At 45.9% G+C, this 22,152-nt stretch carries 16 protein-coding genes; 1 reads left to right on the forward strand and 15 read right to left on the reverse strand.

The window, feature by feature from the left end; all coding sequences use genetic code 11:
* Window positions 1–25: 25 nt before the first annotated feature.
* From clpX to EV212_RS12540, 13 genes are all read right to left on the reverse strand, one after another.
* Window positions 26–1,453 carry an ATP-dependent Clp protease ATP-binding subunit ClpX gene (gene clpX / locus EV212_RS12480; protein WP_132094037.1) on the reverse strand — a complete coding sequence of 476 codons (1,428 nt, stop codon included), beginning with the start codon at window positions 1,451–1,453 and terminating at the stop codon, window positions 26–28.
* A gap of 112 nt (window positions 1,454–1,565) precedes the next feature.
* On the reverse strand, window positions 1,566–2,900 hold the full coding sequence (locus EV212_RS12485; RefSeq protein ID WP_165873377.1) for a S1C family serine protease: 1,335 nt from the start codon (window positions 2,898–2,900) through the stop codon (window positions 1,566–1,568).
* Between the two features lie 89 nt (window positions 2,901–2,989).
* Window positions 2,990–3,391 (reverse strand): GtrA family protein, encoded by a 402-nt coding sequence (locus EV212_RS12490; protein ID WP_132094043.1) that lies wholly within the window; start codon window positions 3,389–3,391, stop codon window positions 2,990–2,992.
* Between the two features lie 323 nt (window positions 3,392–3,714).
* A complete protein-coding gene (locus EV212_RS12495; protein WP_132094046.1) occupies window positions 3,715–6,555 on the reverse strand; it encodes an AAA family ATPase in 2,841 nt (946 codons plus the stop codon).
* The gene (locus EV212_RS12500; RefSeq protein ID WP_132094049.1) at window positions 6,552–7,718 is read right to left on the reverse strand and encodes an exonuclease SbcCD subunit D; all 1,167 of its coding nucleotides are present in this window, start codon (window positions 7,716–7,718) and stop codon (window positions 6,552–6,554) included. The genes EV212_RS12495 and EV212_RS12500 overlap by 4 nt, the downstream gene beginning before the upstream one ends.
* Window positions 7,719–7,862: 144 nt before the next feature.
* Window positions 7,863–9,302, reverse strand: a complete 1,440-nt coding sequence (gatB, locus tag EV212_RS12505; RefSeq protein ID WP_132094052.1) for an Asp-tRNA(Asn)/Glu-tRNA(Gln) amidotransferase subunit GatB — start codon at window positions 9,300–9,302, stop codon at window positions 7,863–7,865.
* The gene (gatA, locus tag EV212_RS12510; protein ID WP_132094055.1) at window positions 9,302–10,774 is read right to left on the reverse strand and encodes an Asp-tRNA(Asn)/Glu-tRNA(Gln) amidotransferase subunit GatA; all 1,473 of its coding nucleotides are present in this window, start codon (window positions 10,772–10,774) and stop codon (window positions 9,302–9,304) included. Before gatA ends, gatB begins: the two co-directional genes overlap by 1 nt.
* Before the next feature lie 10 nt (window positions 10,775–10,784).
* Window positions 10,785–11,078, reverse strand: coding sequence for an Asp-tRNA(Asn)/Glu-tRNA(Gln) amidotransferase subunit GatC (gene gatC, locus EV212_RS12515; RefSeq protein ID WP_132094058.1), 294 nt, complete (start codon window positions 11,076–11,078; stop codon window positions 10,785–10,787).
* A 61-nt stretch (window positions 11,079–11,139) separates the two neighbouring features.
* Entirely contained in the window at window positions 11,140–12,141 is a 1,002-nt protein-coding gene (locus EV212_RS12520) for a DUF4349 domain-containing protein (RefSeq protein WP_132094061.1), read from the reverse strand.
* 12 nt (window positions 12,142–12,153) lie between these two features.
* Window positions 12,154–12,705 carry an ANTAR domain-containing response regulator gene (locus EV212_RS12525; RefSeq protein WP_132094064.1) on the reverse strand — a complete coding sequence of 184 codons (552 nt, stop codon included), beginning with the start codon at window positions 12,703–12,705 and terminating at the stop codon, window positions 12,154–12,156.
* A gap of 38 nt (window positions 12,706–12,743) precedes the next feature.
* Complete coding sequence (gene glnA / locus EV212_RS12530) at window positions 12,744–14,075, reverse strand: type I glutamate--ammonia ligase (protein WP_132094067.1); 1,332 nt, start codon at window positions 14,073–14,075, stop codon at window positions 12,744–12,746.
* 104 nt (window positions 14,076–14,179) lie between these two features.
* Window positions 14,180–17,380 carry a carbamoyl-phosphate synthase large subunit gene (gene carB, locus EV212_RS12535; protein WP_132094070.1) on the reverse strand — a complete coding sequence of 1,067 codons (3,201 nt, stop codon included), beginning with the start codon at window positions 17,378–17,380 and terminating at the stop codon, window positions 14,180–14,182.
* Window positions 17,373–18,452 (reverse strand): carbamoyl phosphate synthase small subunit, encoded by a 1,080-nt coding sequence (locus tag EV212_RS12540; protein ID WP_132094073.1) that lies wholly within the window; start codon window positions 18,450–18,452, stop codon window positions 17,373–17,375. Before EV212_RS12540 ends, carB begins: the two co-directional genes overlap by 8 nt.
* A 345-nt stretch (window positions 18,453–18,797) precedes the next feature.
* Here EV212_RS12540 and EV212_RS12545 point away from each other — a divergent pair, with 345 nt between their 5' ends.
* Window positions 18,798–20,045 carry a peptidoglycan-binding protein gene (locus EV212_RS12545; protein WP_207669122.1) on the forward strand — a complete coding sequence of 416 codons (1,248 nt, stop codon included), beginning with the start codon at window positions 18,798–18,800 and terminating at the stop codon, window positions 20,043–20,045.
* A gap of 64 nt (window positions 20,046–20,109) precedes the next feature.
* On the opposite strand, the gene EV212_RS12550 is transcribed toward EV212_RS12545, so the two are convergent.
* On the reverse strand, window positions 20,110–21,180 hold the full coding sequence (locus EV212_RS12550) for an ABC transporter permease (RefSeq protein WP_132094076.1): 1,071 nt from the start codon (window positions 21,178–21,180) through the stop codon (window positions 20,110–20,112).
* A complete protein-coding gene (locus tag EV212_RS12555; protein ID WP_330570516.1) occupies window positions 21,180–22,031 on the reverse strand; it encodes an ABC transporter ATP-binding protein in 852 nt (283 codons plus the stop codon). Before EV212_RS12555 ends, EV212_RS12550 begins: the two co-directional genes overlap by 1 nt.
* Between the last annotated feature and the right edge of the window lie 121 nt (window positions 22,032–22,152).

Below are 22,152 nucleotides of genomic sequence, written 5' to 3' on the forward strand. Positions count from 1 at the left end.
AAATCACTCCCGAATTCATATCAGTCTATTCTATGCCTGCCGCCGGCGTTTTATTCGGCAGACTGAAAACTCCCCGCATCTCGATCAACGGGCCGCCCGTATGCTCTACATATGGTTTCGTGATCGTTACCCGACCGATATTGTCATCCTTCGGTATCTGATACATAATGTCCAGCATGAGCTCTTCGATAATGGAACGCAGTGCCCGTGCTCCGGTCTTTTTCTCAATCGCCCGTTTGGCTATAGACTCAAGCGCCCCATCATCAAACTGTAAATCCACCTCGTCCAGAGCCAATAATTTCTGATACTGTTTGATAATGGCATTTTTCGGCTCCTTCAAAATCTTTACCAAGGCCTCCTCGTCCAGTCCTTTCAATGTAAAAATCACCGGCAGACGTCCGATAAATTCCGGAATCATGCCAAATTCTCGAAGATCATCAATGGTCACCTGGCTTATTATATCCGGATCCTGGTCGTAGGCATCATTCAAAGCCGCTCCAAAACCAATACCGCTCGTCTTATTTAACCGGGCTTTAATAATCCCTTCCAGGTCCGGAAATGCTCCGCCACAAATAAATAAAATATTTCGGGTATTTACCGTAGTCAGCGGGACCATGGCATTTTTACTGCTGGCTCCCACAGGCACCTCGACGTCGCTGCCTTCCAGCAGCTTTAAAAGTCCCTGCTGTACCGACTCTCCACTCACATCCCGGCTCGTCGTATTTTTCTTTTTAGCGATCTTATCAATCTCATCAATAAAAATAATGCCCCTCTCTGCTTTTTCCACATCATTACCCGCAGCCGCCAGAAGCTTAGAAACAACACTTTCGATGTCATCGCCGATGTAACCGGCCTCTGTCAGCGATGTGGCATCCGCGATAGCCAACGGTACATCAAGCAATTTTGCCAGAGTTCGTACCAGATAAGTTTTCCCACAGCCTGTCGGCCCGATCATCAGCATATTGGACTTTTCAATTTCAATCTCATCCATCATATTGGTCGCTACCCGTTTATAATGGTTATACACCGCAACGGACATGACCTTCTTCGCATAATCCTGACCGATCACATAATCATCCAGCCGGGCTTTGATCTGGTGCGGCGGCAGAATCTGCTTCAGATCAATGGCCGCCTCCTTTTTCTCCTGCGGTTTTTTCTTTTTTAACCGCTGACTTTTTGGAATGCCATCCTGCAGATTTCCCGGAAACATGTCCTGCAGATTCATGTTCCGCATCAAATCATCATAATTGATATTTGAATTGCTCATCATTGTAAAGCTCCGCTGCATACAATCCGGACAGATGCAAATACCTTCCATCGGCAAATGAATCAGTTTTCCTGCCTTACTCTCCGACCTGCGGCAAAGATAACAAATATCTTCATAATCATCTTTATGCTCATTTTCATTTGTGACATCTTTTGTATCTTTCACTTCTTCTTCATAATCTTTCATACAGTTCCTCCCTACTTGTAACATACCAAGCTGTTCATAGCACAGAAGGGAAAGCGCATGCCAGCCCGGCAATCCGCTTTCCCTGATAGACTTCTTTTATATTTTCTTCAAATTATTCTTCCATATCCGCCTTTGAACCCAGAATGGTGGATAACTCACTCTCTGTAAAGGAGCTGCGTCCAGTCTGGCGCTGAATGGTCAATGTCACCTGATCTCCCGGCATGCAGGCTTCCAGTTTTTCCTGTAATTCTTCCATGGTGGAAATCGCCTCACCGTTAAATCCGGTGATGATATCGCCTTGAACAAGTCCGGCCCGCTCCGCGGCAGAACCTCTGGCGACCATGCTGACATAAATACCTGCCGGATATCCGTATTTCGCTGCTTCATCCTCATTCAGGGTGCCGCCGGAAATACCCAAATATGCCGTGTTTTCATCCGTTTTTGTGACAATCGTTCCATCGATAATACCCTGTGCGGTTTCCAGTGCGGAATTGATCGGAATAGCAAATCCCATACCTTCGACATCCGTATTGGAATATTTAACCGTATTCACACCAATGACTTCGCCTTTTGTATTCAAAAGAGCGCCGCCGCTGTTTCCCGGATTGATAGCTGCATCCGTCTGTATAAGTGTCATCGTACCGTCTGTCATCTCAACTTCCCTGTCCACAGCACTGATGGAACCCGTTGTTACAGATTGGCCATATCCAAGAGCATTTCCGATAGCAATGGCACCATTGCCAATCTTAAGAGCACCTGAATCACCCATGACTGCCGCAGCTATATTCGACTTGGTATCTTCGCTTAATGAATTATAGTCCACCGTAATGACCGCAATATCCGCTGTCTCATCATATCCTTTAATCTGGGCTTCCGCCGTGCTTCCATCGTTAAAAGTCACATTTATACTGGTGGAGTCCTGGATAACATGATAATTTGTCATAATATAAAGAGTTCCGTCGGCTTCACTCATGATAATTCCCGAGCCGGCGCCGCTGCCTTCCTGAGAATAGGTCTGACCAAAAAAGTTACTGGTCGTCACAACCTGTGTATTGACCGCAACGATCGACGGCATACACTGTTCAACGATATCGGACACATCCGTTGCACTGATGGTTTTTACATCCGTCGAAGATGTCTTTACAATATTCACATTCATGCCGCTGTTCGCTGCTTCACCCTTACCGTTCGTCACACCCATCAAGCCGCCGATGCCCCAGAATACACCACCGGCTACCAGTCCAAAGGCCAGTCCCAGACATACGGCTTTCACCAGTTTCACTCCAAAATTTCCTTTTTTCTTTTCAGATTTATTCGGTTCCGGTGTATCATAAGGAGAGTATGTTCTTCGTACTCCATCCGATGTCTGCTGATAATAGTTATAATCATTTGCTGACTGTTCCGGGCGTTTCTGATCATCCTCATGGTAATTATAAAAATCACTCATAGTGTTTCCTCCGTTCTGTTTCATTTGATGATGTCATTGTAACAAGCATTTGTGAATGGATTGTGATTCAATTGTGATTCAATTGTGAATTATTTCCGGAAGATGATCAGCTTGCTGAAAATATAATTTAAAACAACGACAACAACCTGGGTAATAAACTTCGCCACACTGTCCGGGATGCCGATCACATCCACGCTGATAAACATGATCGCCATATCCATCACTCCGGAAAGCAGCCGACAGCCAACAAAAGTCGTCAGTTCCCGCAAAACGGCTGAAACTCCTCTGACCTTACTTTCAAATACCCAGGTTCGATTTGTCACATAGGCAAAAGCCACTGCCGCCGCCCATGAAATCGCATTGGCGACAAGATAATTCAGGCCCAACACATTGGTGCAGACAAAATAGACGACAATATTGACCACCGTCGTCAAACCTCCGAAAAATAAATATGCGATGATTTCCTTATATTTTAATAATAATTCCTTCATCTAATGACCTCTTTCGTTTCTTTTTATTTTTTTAAATTTGCATAATGAAAGATTTTCCATTCATCACAGTTTATCGTCATTCCAACGAAAACACGTTGATTTTCTTGTTTGCTTATGGAACCGCCATAAACTGTATCCAAATTGCAAAATCTATCTCTTTATGCAATTTATTAAAATTAAGATATAACCCTTTTTAAGGTACTTGCATTTCATTATAAAAGATTTTTTAAGTATTGGCAATATGCATAAATTTCTGGAATTCAATCAAAATTTCGACGATTCCATAAGAAAATCAGCGTGTTTGCGTTGGAACGTCGAAAATACTACATAGAAATTGAACTGCCCTTATTCGTTTTCGTCACCACAATTTTCTGTTCAATTTGTTCTTTTAATTCACTGACATGGGAAATGATACCTACGAGTCGGTCATTCCCAGCCAGTTCATTTAAAATTCGTATGGCCTGATTCCGGGCATTTTCATCCAGGCTTCCGAAACCCTCGTCGATAAAGAGGGTGTCCACATGGATTTTCCCGGCCTCCTGCTGGATTACATCCGCCATGCCGAGCGCCAGGGCCAGGGCGGCCATAAAGGATTCGCCGCCGGAAAGGGTTTTTACATCGCGGACGCTGTCATTGACCAGACTGTACACATCCAGGTCCAGTCCGGCTTCTCCCTGTCGTCCCAGGTTTTCCAGTTCGCGGCACTCCAAAAGGAATTGATGACCGCTCATCCCGGCCAGCCGACGGTTGGCCGCATCCACCATCTGCTCAAAATAACGCCGCTGCATGTAAGTCTGAAAGTCAATCCGTACCATCCCGGCCATCTGGCCGTTAGCAATCCGGCTCAGATGGCGTACCCGGGCGAAGTTTTCCTGCTCCCCACCATAATCCGCCAATAGTCGTTCCAGCCGCTCATATATTTTTACATTGGTCTGGCGTACCGCATAGATATCTTTTTCTTCTCCGGCCAGTGCTTCCCTTTTTGCTTCAAGTACGCAATACTCTGTTTCCGGAGGCCATCCGGAAGTCTCTAAAAGAGCGCTATACTTCGCTTTTGCCTGGGCCAATTCCAACTCAGTCTGCTTAAGCATCTGCTGTCGTTCCCCGAACTGGCCCTGTTTTAAATGTTGTTTCTCTGTCCATGTTTCCAGGTCCGCTTCGGCTTTATCCAAAGCTTTTTTTAATTGTTCCATCTCTCTTTTCAGATTGGAAAGTCGCTGTTCCGCCTCTGTTTTGGAAGTAAAGCTCATTTTTGACTTCATTGCTGCCAGACTGTCGGTCCGGCTCTTTTTTTCGGAGGACAATGCCGCCTGCTGCTGTACAAGTTTTATATAATCCATGTGCAATGCATCTTGCTCTTTTTCCAATTTTTTTAATTTTTCGCCGTTTGCTTCAAAACGCTCACACCCATCCTGCGCCTGCTGCCACTGCCCTTTCGCCGCCTCTATAGCGCTTCGGCAGGCTCGTCCCATATCATGTACGGTCGTCCAGAAACCTTTCCCTTCAAACAGTTCGGCAGAGTCTGGTATCAGCGCCCCGGCATCATGGAGAATACCGCTTTTTAATTCCGCCCCCGCTTCTGCCAGTTTCTGACACTTCAGCCGCGATTTTTCCACCGCTTTCTCCGCCATTTCTCTATCTGCTTTTGCCCCGTCCACACGACTGCGATCAACGATTTCCTCGATATTTTCATTCAGACATGGCGCCGGATGATGCACAGCCCCACAGACCGGACATGGTTCACCTTCCACAAGCTTCTGCGCCATCAGTCCCGCCTGAGATGCAATAAACTGTTCATATAGGCTGTCATAACGCCGGGACATTTCCTGATAATCAGATAAACTTTTTACTGCCTTTTGTTTTGCCGCTTCATCCTCTGAAAGAAACTTTTCCCAAAGCGGCTTCTTATTCCAAAGCTGCTTTAACACCGACATTTTCTCGCCACATTCCTCCAGCTTCTGAGACGCCTGAGCCAAACGGACGCCGCTGTTTTTTAATCCCTCCTGCTCCTGTTCCAATAGTTCCCGGAGTTGTTTCGTTTCTGTTTCTTTTTTGGCTGTGCGCTCCGCCGCAACGGTACAGCTTTCCAACGTTTTTCCAAGCCGCACTAAAGCCCGTTCTTCCTGCGACAGCTTGTCATATTCGGGCATCTCCCGGTTTAAAATCAGCCACTGTTCCTGCTTTTTCGGCCACTCCCTTTCATATTGGGAACGTACCTCTTTCAGAATTGCTCCGGCTGCTCTGACATTCTCACTTAGCTGAGGCAGCTCATCTTCTAACGCTTTCATTTCTTCTGATACACGGTTGCTGCGCCTTTCTTTTTCCTGAATTTCCTGTGCCGCCGCCAAAAGCCGGTCTGCTTCTTTCAGAGATATCTGAAGCGCCTTTTCTCTCTGTTCGGCCTCTTCGTTCATCTCTTCTAACAGTTTCATTAAAACACGATTATCGATATCCGAAAAACTGCCCTTTTCTTTCCATTTCTCCGTATATGGACTTTCCGGAAGGCACTGGACATTTTCAATCTCATGCTGACAAACTTTCCGCACATCTTCTAACTGACCATACAGCTTTTTTTCCTGCTCTGACAGATTGTTTTGAATCTGCCAGTAAATCTTTGTCGGAAATATCCGGGAAAAAACTTCTTTTCTTTCCCTTGAACTTGCCAGCAGAAGTTTCATAAAATCTCCCTGAGAGATCATGGATACCTGACTGAACTGATTTATATCCATACCTATGATTTCCACAATCTTCTGATCTGTTTCTTTCATTTTTCCCGGAAAGGCCTTACCGTCAGGCATGATCAGCTCCACCTTCGCACTTTCCTTTGTCAGCGCATATTCTCCGGCTTTATTTTTTCTCCGGCTTCGTCGGAGCCAGGCCGGATTTCTCCGAATCGTATAGACCTTTCCCCTTTCACTGAACGTAAATGCCACATAGGTTTCGTCCGTATCCGAAGCATACTGGCTGCGCATCATGTCCCCCTCCCGGCGTCGTCCACTGGTCTGTCCATATAGAGCATACGTAATACCGTCAAAAATCGTCGTTTTCCCGGCGCCCGTATCACCCGTGATGAGGAAAAGCCCCTGTCTCATTTTCTCAAAATCCACCCTCTCGGTTCCTCCATAAGAGCCGAAGGCGGAAAGTATTAGTTCTAATGGTTTCATTCTTTATCCTCCGCCAATTGGTTCAAGGTTTTCTCAATTAAAACTTCTTCTGCCCCTGTCAACGGCATTTTTGCAACATCCTCATAAAAGGCCCGAAAGGCATCGAAAGGCGTCAGATTCTTCTGCGTTTCCGAGACAAGCTCCAGTCGTTTTCTTGTTCGTGTGTTGTCCACCCGGATCTCCAGAAGATAATCGTAAACTTCCCGAAGCATCTCCTTCATCCGGTAAGGTTCATTTTCATCAGTTAATGTCACGCTGATAAAATCATGTCGTTTCGCGTCTGTGGCCCGCTCCAGAATTTCTTTCAATGTCCCCCGCTCTGTCCGCACATCCTGCCGGGGGCTCAGTGGAATCTGCCGGATTTCAGGCCTCTGGCCCTTTTCCCCCAAAGTAACCATCGTTATCGACTTATGATGCCGTTCCTCGCTGACCGAATATTTCAGAGGTGAACCGGCATAGCGAATCCATTCTTCTTTAATCTTCTGGGGACCATGCAAATGCCCCAATGCCACATAATCGAAATCCTTTAAAACCGAAATATCTATCCGGTCCAATCCTCCGACGGATAAAATCACCTGCTCCGAATCACAGGTGGCCGTCTCCCATCCTGAACTCTGATAAAATTGATGAGAGACAAGGATGTTTCTCTGGGATATGTCGATGCTTTCCCGCTCGAGTATCGCCCGGACAGCCGTCTCATAGTCCGAAATATCCCTGTCCGAAAATAAAGGCCGCACATAACCCGGCTTTGTAAAAGGCAAAAGATAAATATTGACCAGACCATAGTCGTCTGCCAGCACCACTTTTTTCAGATATTCGTCTGCCTTCTGAGGCGGCATGACCGATATATAAATCTGATGCTTTTCCATAAAACTGCTGGCATAATTCAGCCGTTCCGGTGAATCGTGATTTCCGGCGATGATACAGATTGGAATAGCCGGCTCCAGTGATGACACCCGGTTTAAAAAATCGTCGAATACGGTATAAGCTTCTCCCGACGGCATAGATTTATCAAAGACATCTCCGGCGATCAGCAGCGCATCCGGATGGTATTCTTCCATTCGATTGATGATCTGATTCAATATTTCTTCCTGGTTCGCTTTTAAATTATAATAATTCAGTTGTTTTCCGATATGTAAATCGGCAATATGGAATATTTTCAATTTGGACCTCCAAAACTCATACTTGTTTTATTTTACCACAAATATTATTATTTTTTTGATAATATAAATATAAAAAAGTCTGTTCAATAACGACCAATCCATCATTACTGAACAGACTTTTAAAAATCAGATATCATTATTTTTCTAAGAATCTAGAATTTCAGTCAGCATTTTATTCACAGTTCCCGGGTCGGCCTTTCCCTTCATCGCCTTCATCGTCTGGCCCACGAGAAAACCGATGGCTTTTTTCTTTCCGGCCTTATAGTCGGCCACAGACTGGGGATTCGCAGCCACAATGCTCTCAATAATGGCTTTAAGTGCTCCATCGTCAGCCTCAATCTTCAAGCCATTTTCTTCCACATAGACTTCCGGATCCGCATTTTCAGCAAAGACCTTTTCAAAAACTTCCTTTGCCGTGGTCCGGTTAATGGCGCCCTTCTCGATCAAGTCGATGAGTTTTGCCAGATTTTCCGGTGCAAAGGTCAGATCGGACGGCTCTAGATCATGTTCTTTTAAGAGACGCATCGTTTCCACCATCAGCCAGTTGGATACTTCCTTCGGCTTCTTGCCGAGGGCTACTGTAGCCTCAAAAATATCAGCTAGTTTTTTATGGGAAGTAAGGATTTCCGCATCATACTGCGGAATGTCATATTCGGTCTTATACCGTTCCAGCTTCTCTGTCCGAAGCTCCGGCTGGCGACTGCGGATTTCCTCAATCCACTCGTCACTGATAATGATCGGAACAAGGTCCGGTTCCGGGAAATAACGGTAATCCTGGGCATCTTCTTTAGAACGCATCGCATAGGAAGTTTCTTTATTATCGTCCCAACGACGGGTTTCCTGTATGACCGCCTTGCCCGATTCCAGCAGATCGATCTGTCGTTCCCGCTCACCCTCAATGGCTCTCGCAATAGCCTTGAAAGAGTTCAGGTTCTTCATCTCGGTTCGTGTACCGAAGGTTTCAGCACCCACTTCCCGGATGGATAAGTTGACATCGGCCCGCATAGAACCTTCCTGAAGCTTACAATCCGAAGCGCCTAAATACTGGATGATCATACGAAGTTTTTCCAGATAAGCAATGACTTCATCCGCCGAACGCATATCCGGCTCAGATACGATTTCGATCAAAGGTACACCGGAGCGGTTGAAATCAACCAGAGAGGCGTCTTCCCACTCGTCGTGAATGAGTTTTCCCGCGTCCTCCTCCATATGGATTTCATGGATACCGACAACCTTTTTCTCTCCGTCCTTTGTCTCAATTTCCACACCGCCGTTTCGGCAAATTGGCAGATACAACTGGGAAATCTGATAGTTCTGGGGATTATCCGGGTAAAAATAATTCTTCCGGTCAAATTTGCAATACTGGGTGATGGAACAGTTGGTTGCCAGACCTACGGCAATGGCATATTCCACGACCTGCTTATTTAATACCGGCAGAGAGCCCGGCATTCCGGTACATACGGGACAGGTGTGGGTATTCGGTGCACCGCCGAATTCGGTACTGCAGGAACAGAAAATTTTTGTCTTTGTCGCAAGTTCTACATGGACTTCCAGTCCAATGACGGTTTCATACTGTTTTTCCATTATTCTGCTCCTTTCCCGGCCATGACCGGTCTTTGATAGGTTCTTGTCTGTTCAAAGGCAAAAGCCGCCCGAATGATATTTTTTTCTTTAAAACAATCTCCGATCATCTGCACGCCAATCGGCAGGCCTTTGCTGTCGATACCGCAGGGCATCGACAGTCCCGGAAGTCCGGCCAGGTTGACCGATATAGTATAGATATCTCCCAGGTACATTTTAATCGGGTCGCTGAGGGAATCGCCAAGCTTTGGTGCGGTGGTCGGCGCCGCCGGTCCCAGAATAACGTCATACTTTTCAAAAGCCTTATCAAAAGTCTGTTTGATCAAAGCTTTTGTACGCAGCGCTTTCAGATAGTAAGCATCGTAGTAACCCGAACTGAGAACAAAAGACCCGAGCATGATCCGCCGTTTGACTTCCGGGCCGAAGCCTTCAGAACGACTCTTTTTATACATGTTGTGGAGTCCTTCATACGCTTCCGTACGATACCCATACTTCACGCCGTCAAATCGGGCCAGGTTGGAACTGGCCTCTGCCGAAGCGATCACATAGTAAGCCGGAATGGCATATTCTACCAGGCTTAAATCAAATTCTTCCACAATGGCTCCTTTTTCTTCAAGGGCCTTTGCGGCGCCAAGAACAGCAGTCTTCACTTCTTCATCCAGTCCTTCGCCAAAATAATCTCTTGGAATTCCGATGCGAAGCCCCTTCACATCATCTACCAGAGCCGACGTAAAGTCATACTCTTCCCGCTGAACAGAGGTACTGTCCTTCGGATCATAAGAAGCAATCGCTTCCAGGATTGTCGCACAGTCCGTCACATCCTTTGCCACAGGTCCAATCTGGTCCAGCGAAGAGCCATAAGCAATAAGCCCATAGCGGGAGACAGTCCCATAGGTTGGTTTAATTCCCACAACCCCGCAGAAAGAGCTGGGCTGACGGATGGAACCGCCCGTGTCGGAGCCAAGGGCATAAGGTACTTCCTCAGCCGCCACGGCTGTACAGGAACCGCCGGAGGAGCCACCCGGTACATGATCCGTGTTCCACGGATTTTTCGTCGGTCCGAAAGCCGAGGTCTCCGTCGTGCTTCCCATGGCAAACTCATCCATGTTTGTTTTTCCGATAATGACTGCTCCCGCCTTTTCCAGATTCAGCACGGCTTCGGAGGTATAGGTCGGCACAAAATTATAGAGAATTTTCGAACTGCAGGTTGTCAGCAGGCCCTCCGTACACATATTATCTTTAATCGCCACAGGCACACCGGCCAGCGGCCCCGTAAGTTCTCCGGAATCAATCTTTGCCTGGACTTCTTCGGCTTTTTTCAAAGCCCCTTCCCTGTCCATGGTAACAAAGCTGTGAATCTGCCCTTCCACGGCATCTATTTGAGCGAGAGCGGCCTCCACGCATTCCTTCACAGTTATTTCTTTATTTTTAATCTTTTTTCCCAGTTCCACTGCGGTCAACTGCATTAAATCCATGGTCCACCCCCTACTCTACCGTCTTTGGCACAACAAAACTTCCGTCTTTTTCCTTTGGCGCATTGGCCAGGATTTTTTCACGGACATTCCCATTGGCAACAACATCTTCCCGAAACACATTATGTACCGGAAACACATGGGACATCGGCTCCACTCCGGAAGTGTCCAGTTCATTTAATTTATCAATATAATCCAGCATACTTCCCATATCTTTCTTCGCCTGCTCCTTTTCTTCCTCAGACAATTCAAGTTTTGCCAGTATGCCGACATATTCAATTGTTTCATCCGAAATCACATTTGCCATAAAAACTGTCCTCCTTCTATAAACAGGATTCCCGGAATTAAAAATTCCGGGAAAACATTTTCTATTGCTCCTTTTCATCCGTCTTTGGCTGTTCCGCCGGACGTTCTTTCTTTTTTCTTCCCCGTCTGTGGGCAACTTTCACAATGATCACTATGACTACAACGATAACTGCCAGATATGGAATACCACTGAGCAGCCCGATCACAAAACCGCTCAAGCCTCGTCCAAGGCCATAGAGACTGCTCATAAATCCGCTCTGAATCTGTTCCCAGGCCGAATCACCCTGACTCGCTGATACAACATCCACCTCAAGGACACTAATATTTACCGTGCTGTAATCAATCTGATTATCATAACTGTTCATCCGACTCTGGTAAGACTCCAATTCGTAACGCACATCAGAAATTTTGGATTCGATAGCCAAAATATCCTCGATGGACGAAGCTTCCGAAAGCAATTCATTCAGCCGCTCAAGCTCAGCCTCCAGCGTTGAAATCCGCCCGGCCACATCGACATATTCCAGCGTAATATCCCGGATATCCTGTGAGATGTTGGTAATGTTTCCATTATCCCCCACCTTTGATATAAAGGTCTCCAGCTTCGCTTCCGGAATCCGCACCGTATACCAGGCTGTCCGCTGACTGTTCTCAGACAGATAACTGCTGCCTCCGACGCTGGAATACTCAATATATCCTTCAAAGCTTTCCACTTCTTTTTCAAGGTCCGATATAAAGGTATCAAAAGCCTTTGTTTCCACATCCAGATTCACGTTTTTAATCAACTTTCGTCCACTCTCTGCGGCTGCCGCATCTTCTGACAATACATTACTGCCATCAAGCTCCTCTGTGGTTCCTGCCGCTTCCATCTCTGCCGAATCAACACTTATATCAGAACCGGCATCATAACCATAGTCAGCTGCCGCATAATTGTTTGACTTCGCTCCGGCTAACGGTTGTTCCGTCATGCTTTCCTTGCCTGACGTATTGCCGCATGCTGTCAGAAACAGCGTAAATATCATCCATACTGCTAAAATGAAATGTTTCCCCCGGTTGTTTTTGTCCATAATCCCTCCTGTTTATCCAAATAGCTCCAATACCATCTGAGCAGTTTCCACAATGCTTGTGCCGTTGCTCATGCTGGTTTTCTGGAGATAACGATGCGCCTCTTCCTCCGTATACTTTTTCGCCTCCATCAATAGACTTTTAGCACTGTCAATAAGGATGCGTTCTTCCCCTGAACGGTTCTTAGGCATCTCGCGGCGTTTTTTACGCCTGCGCATCATCGTTGTTTCCAAAAGCTCAATATTATTTATGAAAGCCTGCGTTTTCATTGGCAATGCAATTTTCAGAACATCGACATATTCCATCTGTTCCAATGCTGCCCTGGATCCCATGACCACCATTTCATAATATTCGGGCAGATACTTATACAGATTAAAATAATCCATATCATTTAAACGGCAGCCGCAGATAACAATGCCGTCTGAATCAATCATCTGATCAATGACATTCAGTACAGCGGCTCCGCTTGTACAAACCCCGACTACATTATACCCAAATCGCGTCAACAAATTTCGTATATTTGCCGCATCTGTTTGTTTCTTAAAGGCTACGATGATGCTGACCATTATATCACCTCGGTTTTACTGTATGTCGGTATCGCCCGTTAAATCCGGTATAAATATTCTTCGATTTCCCATTCAGTTACCTGAACACGATAGTTTTCCCATTCTTTATATTTGGCTTCAATATATTTTTCGCTGACATGTTCACCCAGAACATTACGGACGAAAGCATCTTTTTCCAGTTCCCTGGTCGCCTCGCACAAATCCTGCGGAAGACTTTCTATATGAAGCGCCTCTTTTTCGTTACAATCCATTTCAAAAATATTCCGGTCAACCCTTGCCGGAGGAACAAGTTTCTTCTTAATTCCCTCCAGACCGGCGGCCAGACAAACGGCCAGAACAAGATATGGGTTACACGCCGGGTCCGGGCAGCGCAGCTCTACGCGGGTGCCTTTTCCACGGGCAGCCGGCACACGAACCAACGGACTGCGGTTCATCACAGACCAGGCAATATAAATCGGCGCCTCGTATCCGGCCACCAGACGTTTATAGGAATTGACCAATGGATTCGTCAATGCGGTCATTCCCTTGGCATGAGCCAAAATACCGGCGATAAAATGATAAGCATCTTCGCTCATTTCCAGATCGCCTTCCGGATCATAAAAAATATTATGCCCGTTTTTCTGTAAAGACATGTTAATATGCATACCTGAACCGGAAACACCGGACTTAGGCTTCGGCATAAAGGAAGCATGCAGGCCATGGCGCTTTGCAATGGATTTGATCACCAGTTTTAATGTCATAATATCATCTGCTGTCTGAAGAGCGCCATTATGTGCAAAATCAATCTCATGCTGAGCAGATGCCACCTCATGGTGGGAGGCTTCAATTTCAAATCCCATATCCTCCAGATTGAGTACCATATCCCGGCGGGCATTTTCTCCCAGATCCACTGGCCCCAGATCAAAATAGCTGCCCTTTTCATGGGTAATGGTTGTCGGCATCCCATTATCATCGGTATGAAAAAGGAAAAACTCGCATTCCGGTCCGACTTCAAAACTATACCCCATATCCTCGGCCTGTTTGATCACCCTCTTTAAAATATATCGCGGATCCCCCTCAAAAGGTTCGCCGTTTGGACGGTAAACGTCACAGATGAGCCGGGCCACCTTGCCCTGCTGCGGTCTCCATGGAAAAATCTGAAACGTATCCAGGTCCGGATAAAGGTACATATCCGATTCTTCAATCCGTACAAAGCCTTCAATCGCTGAGCCATCAAACATGCATTCATTTTTCAGCGCCCGCTCTATCTGACTGGCTGTGATCGCCACATTTTTTAGTGTTCCGAAAATATCGGTAAATTGCAGACGGATAAATTCAACATCATTATCCTGAATCATATTGATGATATCCTGTTTCGTATATCTTGACACGCGTTTTCACTCCTTTTTAAAAAAAGGCGCACTTAAACAGGTAAGCACGCCTTTGTCTTATGGGCTAATCATATCAGCAAATCCCATATCTTGTCAATAGCAAACTAAATCTCCGCGATATCCACAACGGACAAATTGTTCAGGCTGGCATTTTCCAGACTGGTCACAAGAGCCCGTGCCGTATCCAGCGATGTAAGGCAGGTCACACCGGTTTCAATGGCATTTCTCCGAATCAGGAAACCATCCCTTGATTTGTCACGACCATGGGTCGGCGTATCGATGATCAGATCCACTTCTCCGGCCAAAATCAAATCCAGTACATTCGGAGAACCATCATGGATTTTATTGATTCGGGTGGCTTTCATACCGTTGGCATTCAGCACAGCAGCCGTACTCCGGGTCGCATAAATTTCGTATCCCAGGTCATAAAACCGTTTGGCGATTGGAATTAATTCTTCTTTATCCGAATCCTTTACCGTACAGATCATCTTTTTTGTCCGAGGCAGACTGATGCCTGCACCCAGGAAAGATTTGTACAACGCTTCATGGAAATCTTTGGCAATACCCAGAACTTCACCGGTGGATTTCATTTCCGGTCCAAGGCTGATTTCCGCACCACGCAGTTTCTCAAAGGAGAATACCGGCTGTTTGATGGCAATGTAGTCGGATTTTTTCTGAAGTCCCGGTTCAAAGCCCAGTTCTTTAATGGATTTTCCGACAATAACTTTGGAGGCAATGTCCACAATCGGAATACCTGTCACTTTGCTGATGTAAGGAACCGTACGGCTGGAACGCGGATTTACCTCAATAACATACACTTCATTATCATGCACGATAAACTGGATATTCAAAAGGCCTTTCACATGAAGGGCTCTGGCCAGCCGTCCGGTGTAATCTTCCAGTTTTTTGACGATTTCCTCCGACAGACTCTGAGCCGGATAAACGGAAATGCTGTCCCCAGAATGCACGCCGGCCCGCTCGATATGTTCCATAATACCAGGAATCAGAATATCCGTACCGTCGCACACGCCGTCGACTTCCACTTCTTTGCCGACCAGATATTTATCGACCAGAATCGGATGCTCCTGAACATCCCGGTTAATAATCGTCATAAATTCGACGATATCGCCATCGTTGACCGCAATCTGCATCCCCTGACCGCCGAGAACGTAGGACGGGCGCACAAGCACCGGATACCCCAGTTGATTGGCTGCCTGTAATGCCTCTTCCGTCGTAAATACGGTTGTTCCGGCCGGACGCGGAATTTTGCACTGTTCAAGTATCTCATCAAAACGTTCTCTGTCTTCTGCAGCATCCACGTCGTCTGAACTTGTTCCAAGAATCGGGACCCCCATCTTCATGATAGCCTCAGTCAGTTTAATAGCTGTCTGTCCGCCGAACTGAACCACAGCGCCGTCCGGGTTTTCCAGGCGGACAATATTTTCCACATCCTCCGGTGTCAGCGGTTCAAAGTAAAGTTTATCTGCAATATCAAAGTCCGTGCTTACAGTTTCCGGATTGTTATTAATAATAATCGTCTCGTAACCCGCATCAGCCAATGCCCATACACTGTGTACAGAGCAATAGTCAAACTCAATACCCTGACCGATTCGGATTGGACCGGAGCCGAGAACAATCACTTTCTTACGCATGCTGTCCCCCGGTTCCACCTCATTCTGACTACCGAAGCAGGAATAATAATACGGTGTCTCCGATTCAAATTCAGCGGCACAGGTATCTACCATTTTAAATGCAGCGATAATATTATTGCGGTAACGCATTGCCTTAATTTCGGCCTCACTCTTTCCGGTAAACTGGGCAATGGCCTTGTCGGGGAATTCCATTCGCTTTGCTTCTTTTAAAAGTTCCACTGTCAGTTCTTCGGTTTTCAGGCGATTTTCCATATCCACCAAAACTTTGATTTTATCCAGGAACCACATGTCGATTTTATTAATGGCATGAATTCTTTCCATATCGTATCCGCGGCGGAATGCCTCGGCAATATAGAACAAACGATGGTCATCGATGAGATAAAGAGCCTTTTCCAGTTCTTCATCGGAAAGTTCACCAAATCCGCCGTAGTTCAGACTATAAATATTCTGTTCCAGGGAACGAAGGGCTTTCATCAGCGCGCCCTCAAAGTTCTGGCAGATGCTCATAACCTCGCCGGTGGCCTTCATCTGGGTTGTCAGTGTTCGTTTTGCGCTGATAAATTTATCAAAGGGCCATTTCGGAATTTTAACCACACAGTAATCCAGCGCCGGTTCAAAGCTGGCATAGGTCTTTCCTGTAACCGCATTTTTAATCTCATCCAAGGCATATCCGAGGGCGATCTTGGCCGCAACTTTAGCAATGGGATAGCCTGTGGCCTTAGAGGCCAGAGCGGAAGAACGGCTTACACGGGGATTTACCTCGATAACACAGTATTCAAAACTGTTTGGATTTAAAGCATACTGAACATTACAGCCGCCAGTGATGCCAAGCTCGGTAATAATGTTTAAGGCAGATGTACGGAGCATCTGGTATTCTTTATCTGCCAGTGTCTGTGACGGAGCCACAACAATACTGTCCCCCGTATGAACACCGACCGGGTCAATATTTTCCATATTACATACGGTGATACAGTTGCCGTAGCTGTCGCGCATCACTTCATATTCAATTTCTTTCCATCCGCCGATATAACGTTCAACCAATACCTGTCCGACACGGCTCAGGCGCAGACCGTTGCTGGCGATTTCTTTTAATTCCTCCAGCGTATGGGCAATACCGCCGCCGCTGCCGCCCAACGTATAAGCCGGACGGATCACGACCGGATAGCCGATCTTATCTGCAAAATCAATGCATCCCTTTAATGTCGTACAGACCTCACTGGCTGCACACGGCTCTCCGATCTTCTCCATCGTCTCCTTAAATTCCAAACGGTCCTCCGCTTTTTTGATGGTCTCAGAGGTTGTACCAATCATCTGAACCTTCTTTTCATCCAGGAATCCGGACTCATAAAGTTCCATGGCAATATTCAAGGCCGCCTGTCCGCCCAGGGTCGGGAGCAGGCTGTCCGGCTCTTCTTTTTCAATAATTTTCTTGAGCACATCTATATTTAAAGGCTCAATATACACTTTATCTGCGATATGTTTATCGGTCATGATGGTGGCCGGGTTGGAGTTGACAAGAACAACTTCAATTCCTTCTTCTTTCAGGGAACGGCATGCCTGTGTGCCGGCATAATCGAACTCTGCTGCCTGTCCGATGATAATCGGGCCGGAACCAATGACTAACACTTTTTTGATATTGTTTTTCTTAGGCATCTTTCGCAACCTCCATCATATGAATAAACTTGTCAAAGAGGAACCCCGTATCCTGCGGGCCGCCGCAGGCTTCCGGATGAAATTGAACCGTAAAAACATTCCTTCCCAGATAATGAAGCCCTTCCATCGTCGCATCGTTGGCATTTCTAAAGCTTACTTCCGCAACGCCGTCAGGAACAGATTTAGAAGAAACCACATAGCCATGATTCTGTGTGGAAATGTAAACCCGGCCGGTCGCCAAATCCTTGACCGGATGATTCGCCCCCCGGTGCCCCCATTTCATTTTACGGGTATCGGCTCCATTCGCCAGCGCCAGCAACTGATGACCAAGGCAGATACCAAACATCGGAATGTCTGCGTCGAACATCTTCTTCACCTCAGCCACGATCGGCATACAATCCTTCGGGTCTCCGGGGCCGTTAGAAAGCATGATTCCATCCGGATGGGCCGCCATGATTTCTTCCGCCGATGTATAGGCCGGATAAATGGTCACTTCACAGCCACGTTTGGCCAACTCTCTTGCAATATTTCTCTTTGCTCCAAAATCCATGAGAGCAACTTTATATTTTCCATCAGAAAAATGTTCTTTCTCAGCACAGGTGACTTTTTTAACAACATCCTCGGCTTTAAATGCACGAATCTTCGGAAGTATTTCATCTAAATCGAAATTCTCATTCGTCGTGATCATACCATTCATGGTCCCCTGACTTCTCAGAATCTTTGTCAGCGCCCGGGTATCGATTCCCTGAATACCAGGAATATCATGGTCTTTCAAAAATTCTGACAGACCACATTCATTTCTGAAATTGCTCGGCGCTGTTGCCAGCTCTCTAACAATAAATCCATCCGGCCAGGGTCTGTCATCTTCCATATCGTCAAAACATATTCCATAATTTCCAATTATTGGATATGTCATGACGACGGCTTCCCCGGCATAGGATGGATCTGTAAGAATTTCTAAATATCCTGTCATTGACGTATTAAAAACAATTTCACTAATTACTTCCCGCTGCGAACCAATGCTTACTCCTTTAAAGACCGTGCCATCGGCTAGTATTAAAAACGCCTTCATTCAATCACCTGTCCCTTTCTTACCCCTTGCTCTCTTTCGTCCAGCTCGAATATCGCAAGGAATAATTATTCATATATATGTCACAATTTGAATAATTATAAGTGTTTTGCCCTATTTTTCCAAAAAAAAAGAGTGATTCGTGAATTTTATTCCGAATTTCTTTTTCTTTAATATCTGACAAAAAACCCTAAATTGCTAAAAGTATACCACATCGTTTTTAGAAAAACAACCTTTTCCTTCATTTTTTTTAGCATATAAACCATTTTGGTAAAATCGGAATAAATTTTATTTATCAATTCCGTGGGATTTGCATATATTATACAAAACAAATTCAGGGAACAAACTATGCCAGAAACAAATTTGATTGATAAGGGACAACTGCGCGTTTCCGCCGTCTCCACCGAAGGCAATGTCCCGATTGAAGATGCTACCATCGAAATTTCCTCCACCGGTGAACCGGACCAGATTCTGGAACAGATCACTACGGATAACAGCGGCAACAGCGATACCATCGAACTGGATGCTCCACCGGTGGAATACAGTCTTGAACCGGGCGATACTCAGCCCTATTCAGAATATAATCTGAAGATCACTGCACCAGGCTTTGAGGAAATCGAAATTTCCGGTATACAGATTTTATCCGGCCAGCTTGGTCTGTCCAATGTCCGTATGACGCCTGTAGTCACCCAGACACCAGCCTATAATCCGTTGGTCATCGGTGCCCACACGCTATGGAAACTCTATCCACCGAAAATTGCCGAAGCAGAAATTAAGGACATAAATGAAACTGGTGAAATCGTCCTCAGCCGAGTCGTTGTTCCGGAGACAATCATCGTTCACGATGGGCCGCCAAACGACACCAGCGCCGCCAACTATTTCGTGCCTTTCCGTGACTACATCAAGAATGTGGCTTCCAGCGAAATTTACGCAACCTGGCCCGAATCTTCCATCATTGCCAATGTCCTCGCCATTCTCTCTTTCACCTTGAATCGGGTCTACACAGAGTGGTACAGAAACAAGGGCTTCGACTTTACCATTACTTCTTCTACGGCTTACGACCATTTTTTTGTCTACGGCCGAAATGTCTATGAGAGCATCTCCCGGGTCGTGGATACAATTTTCTCCAATTTTTTATCCCGCCCGAATGTCCGTCAACCGATTCTGACGCAATACTGCGACGGCAAACGGGTAAGCTGTCCGAACTGGATGTCCCAGTGGGGCTCCAAATCTCTGGGGGATCAGGGATATACACCCCTTGAAATTATCCGTTACTATTACGGAAATGATATGTACATTAACACCGCCGAACAAATCAGCGGTATCCCGTCATCCTGGCCCGGTGCCGATCTGACCGTCGGCTCCACGGGCTCCAAGGTCCGTCAGATGCAGGAACAATTAAACCGAATCGCCCAGGCCTATCCGGCCCTTCCAACAATTACTGCCGATGGTATTTTTGGTGAAAAAACGCGCCAGGCCGTTGCCGATTTCCAGAGAATCTTCGGCCTGCCGGTCACCGGCATCGTCGATTATCCGACCTGGTTCAAGATCAGCGATATCTATGTCGGCGTCAGCCGCATTGCCGAACTTCAGTAAAAACCATGGAGCCGACACATTAACGATTAAATCTGTCATGGATGTGTCGGCTCCCATATATAAGCTATTCATTCACCTGATGTTTCGCAAAAATCTTTCTGGAAAATACACTGCTTAAAACTGTCAGCACAAATGCCACGGGAACTGCCCATATGGAATAGAGCCATCCGCTGCCCATTTGTTCTACGGACATAAGAGAAACGAACTGGGCGTGATATATCGGAAGCAACGCAATAAGCCGGAACAGCGGACTTGTCTCGGATATGGGCAGCATTACCGGAAATAAATAGGCTGCTGCCGAAAAAGCCAGCGCTGCCATTTGGTTTTTAGACAAAGCAGAAAAAAATAAAGTCATTGCGGCAACACTGACAGCGCCGGTAAAAACCAACAGACATTGGTATTTAAGCAGCGTACCGCAGGTTATATTGAAAGGTATATACCCTTCTGTAAAAACTACAGGTGCAAAAAGGATACTGCAATCCATTCCTTCCTTTCCATATAAAACAAAAGCCATCAAAGTATTAATGCCGAGAACCCCTAGAGTTACTATGATGGCCGCCGCAAATCCTGCAATTACCTTTGCTGTGGCACATCTTGTTTTTCCATATTTGCTTGATAAAATAATATGGACAACACCACCGTACTCCCCCGAAAAAACCGGAGCAATCATTAGAATGATAACTAATGAAAGAAAAACAAAAATTCTGACCATATCCTGACTTACCCCAAGCCATCCGTCAACATAACCAATATTCATTTCCGCCTCACCGAACACATCGGAAACCGTCTGTCCATTCCAATTGCCGTGAATATCTGAAAACCGGGCACACACGGCAGACTGCATGGCATTCTGATAAAGATATTTTGCGTTTATATCCGATTCCGTATGAAAATCCGCCAACATCTGCCCTACTTTTTCATCCGTTAAAGGTCCGCCATACTTTTCAGCAATGGATTTATCGATTTCCACAGCCTCCCTTCCGCTCCCTTCCCGGCTGGCACCATCAAAGGCATACTTATTCTGATAAGTTGAAAACATGAACAATACCGATACCAAAAACAGGGCAATGAGAAAAAACTGCGTCAGACGCCTTAAAAATATTTTTCTCAATTCAAACTGAATCAATCTTCTCATTATTCATTTCCTCCTTTGAAATAATAAAGATATAAATCTTCCAGATTCGGTTCAACCTGCAGAGCGCCGTTTAAAGGCGGCTCTTTGGAAATAACACGAAGGATCGTTTGATTATTATCAACATTCCGAAGGTTGCTTACATTCAACCGTGCTGTGTACTGCTCTGCCTTTTCGGCAGGAACAACACATTTCCATACCTTTCCTCGAATTTCAGAGGTGATTTCCCGGGGTCTTCCGTAATGAAGTATACTTCCGGATTTCATCATTATAATTTTCTCAGCGATAAATTCCACATCGGATACAATATGTGTCGATAAAATAACGATGCGTTCTTTCGAAAAAGCACTGATTAGATTTCGAAATCTCACCCGTTCTTTAGGGTCCAGTCCGGCCGTCGGTTCATCCAAAACCAGAATATACGGGTCATTTAACATCGCCTGAGCAATACCCAGTCGCTGTTTCATTCCGCCGGAAAATGTGCGGATTTTTTGCCGGCCATTTTTTGTAAGGCCCACCGTCTCAAGCAGTTCTTTTGATTTTTCCTTCGCCTTCTTTTCATCTAAGTCCTTTAATGCGGCAATATATAAAAGATAGTCCATTGCGCTGAAATCCGGATAATAGGGAAACTGCTGCGGCAAATAACCCAGATATTTCCTGTAATTTTCTCCCAGGACTTCCATTTCGCGGTCATTCAGGGTTATCTTTCCTGATGTGGGCGCCTGAATTCCGCAGATCAGACGCATCAACGTCGTTTTCCCTGCGCCGTTGGCCCCAAGCAGGCCATAGACGCCCTTTGTTAAAGACAGATTCAAACGATTCACCGCAACCTTTTTGCCATATTGTTTTGTCAAATTTCTAATCTCCAATTTCATAAAAAAGGGGCCGTCGCATTAATGATTGAATAAATCATAGATGCGGCGGCCTCTTTGTGCTCATTTTAAGGAAAATCCCTTGAATAATAAGACGTTATTT

Origin of the sequence: Frisingicoccus caecimuris (genome assembly GCF_004340975.1) — a bacterium.
Taxonomy (GTDB): domain Bacteria; phylum Bacillota; class Clostridia; order Lachnospirales; family Lachnospiraceae; genus Frisingicoccus; species Frisingicoccus caecimuris.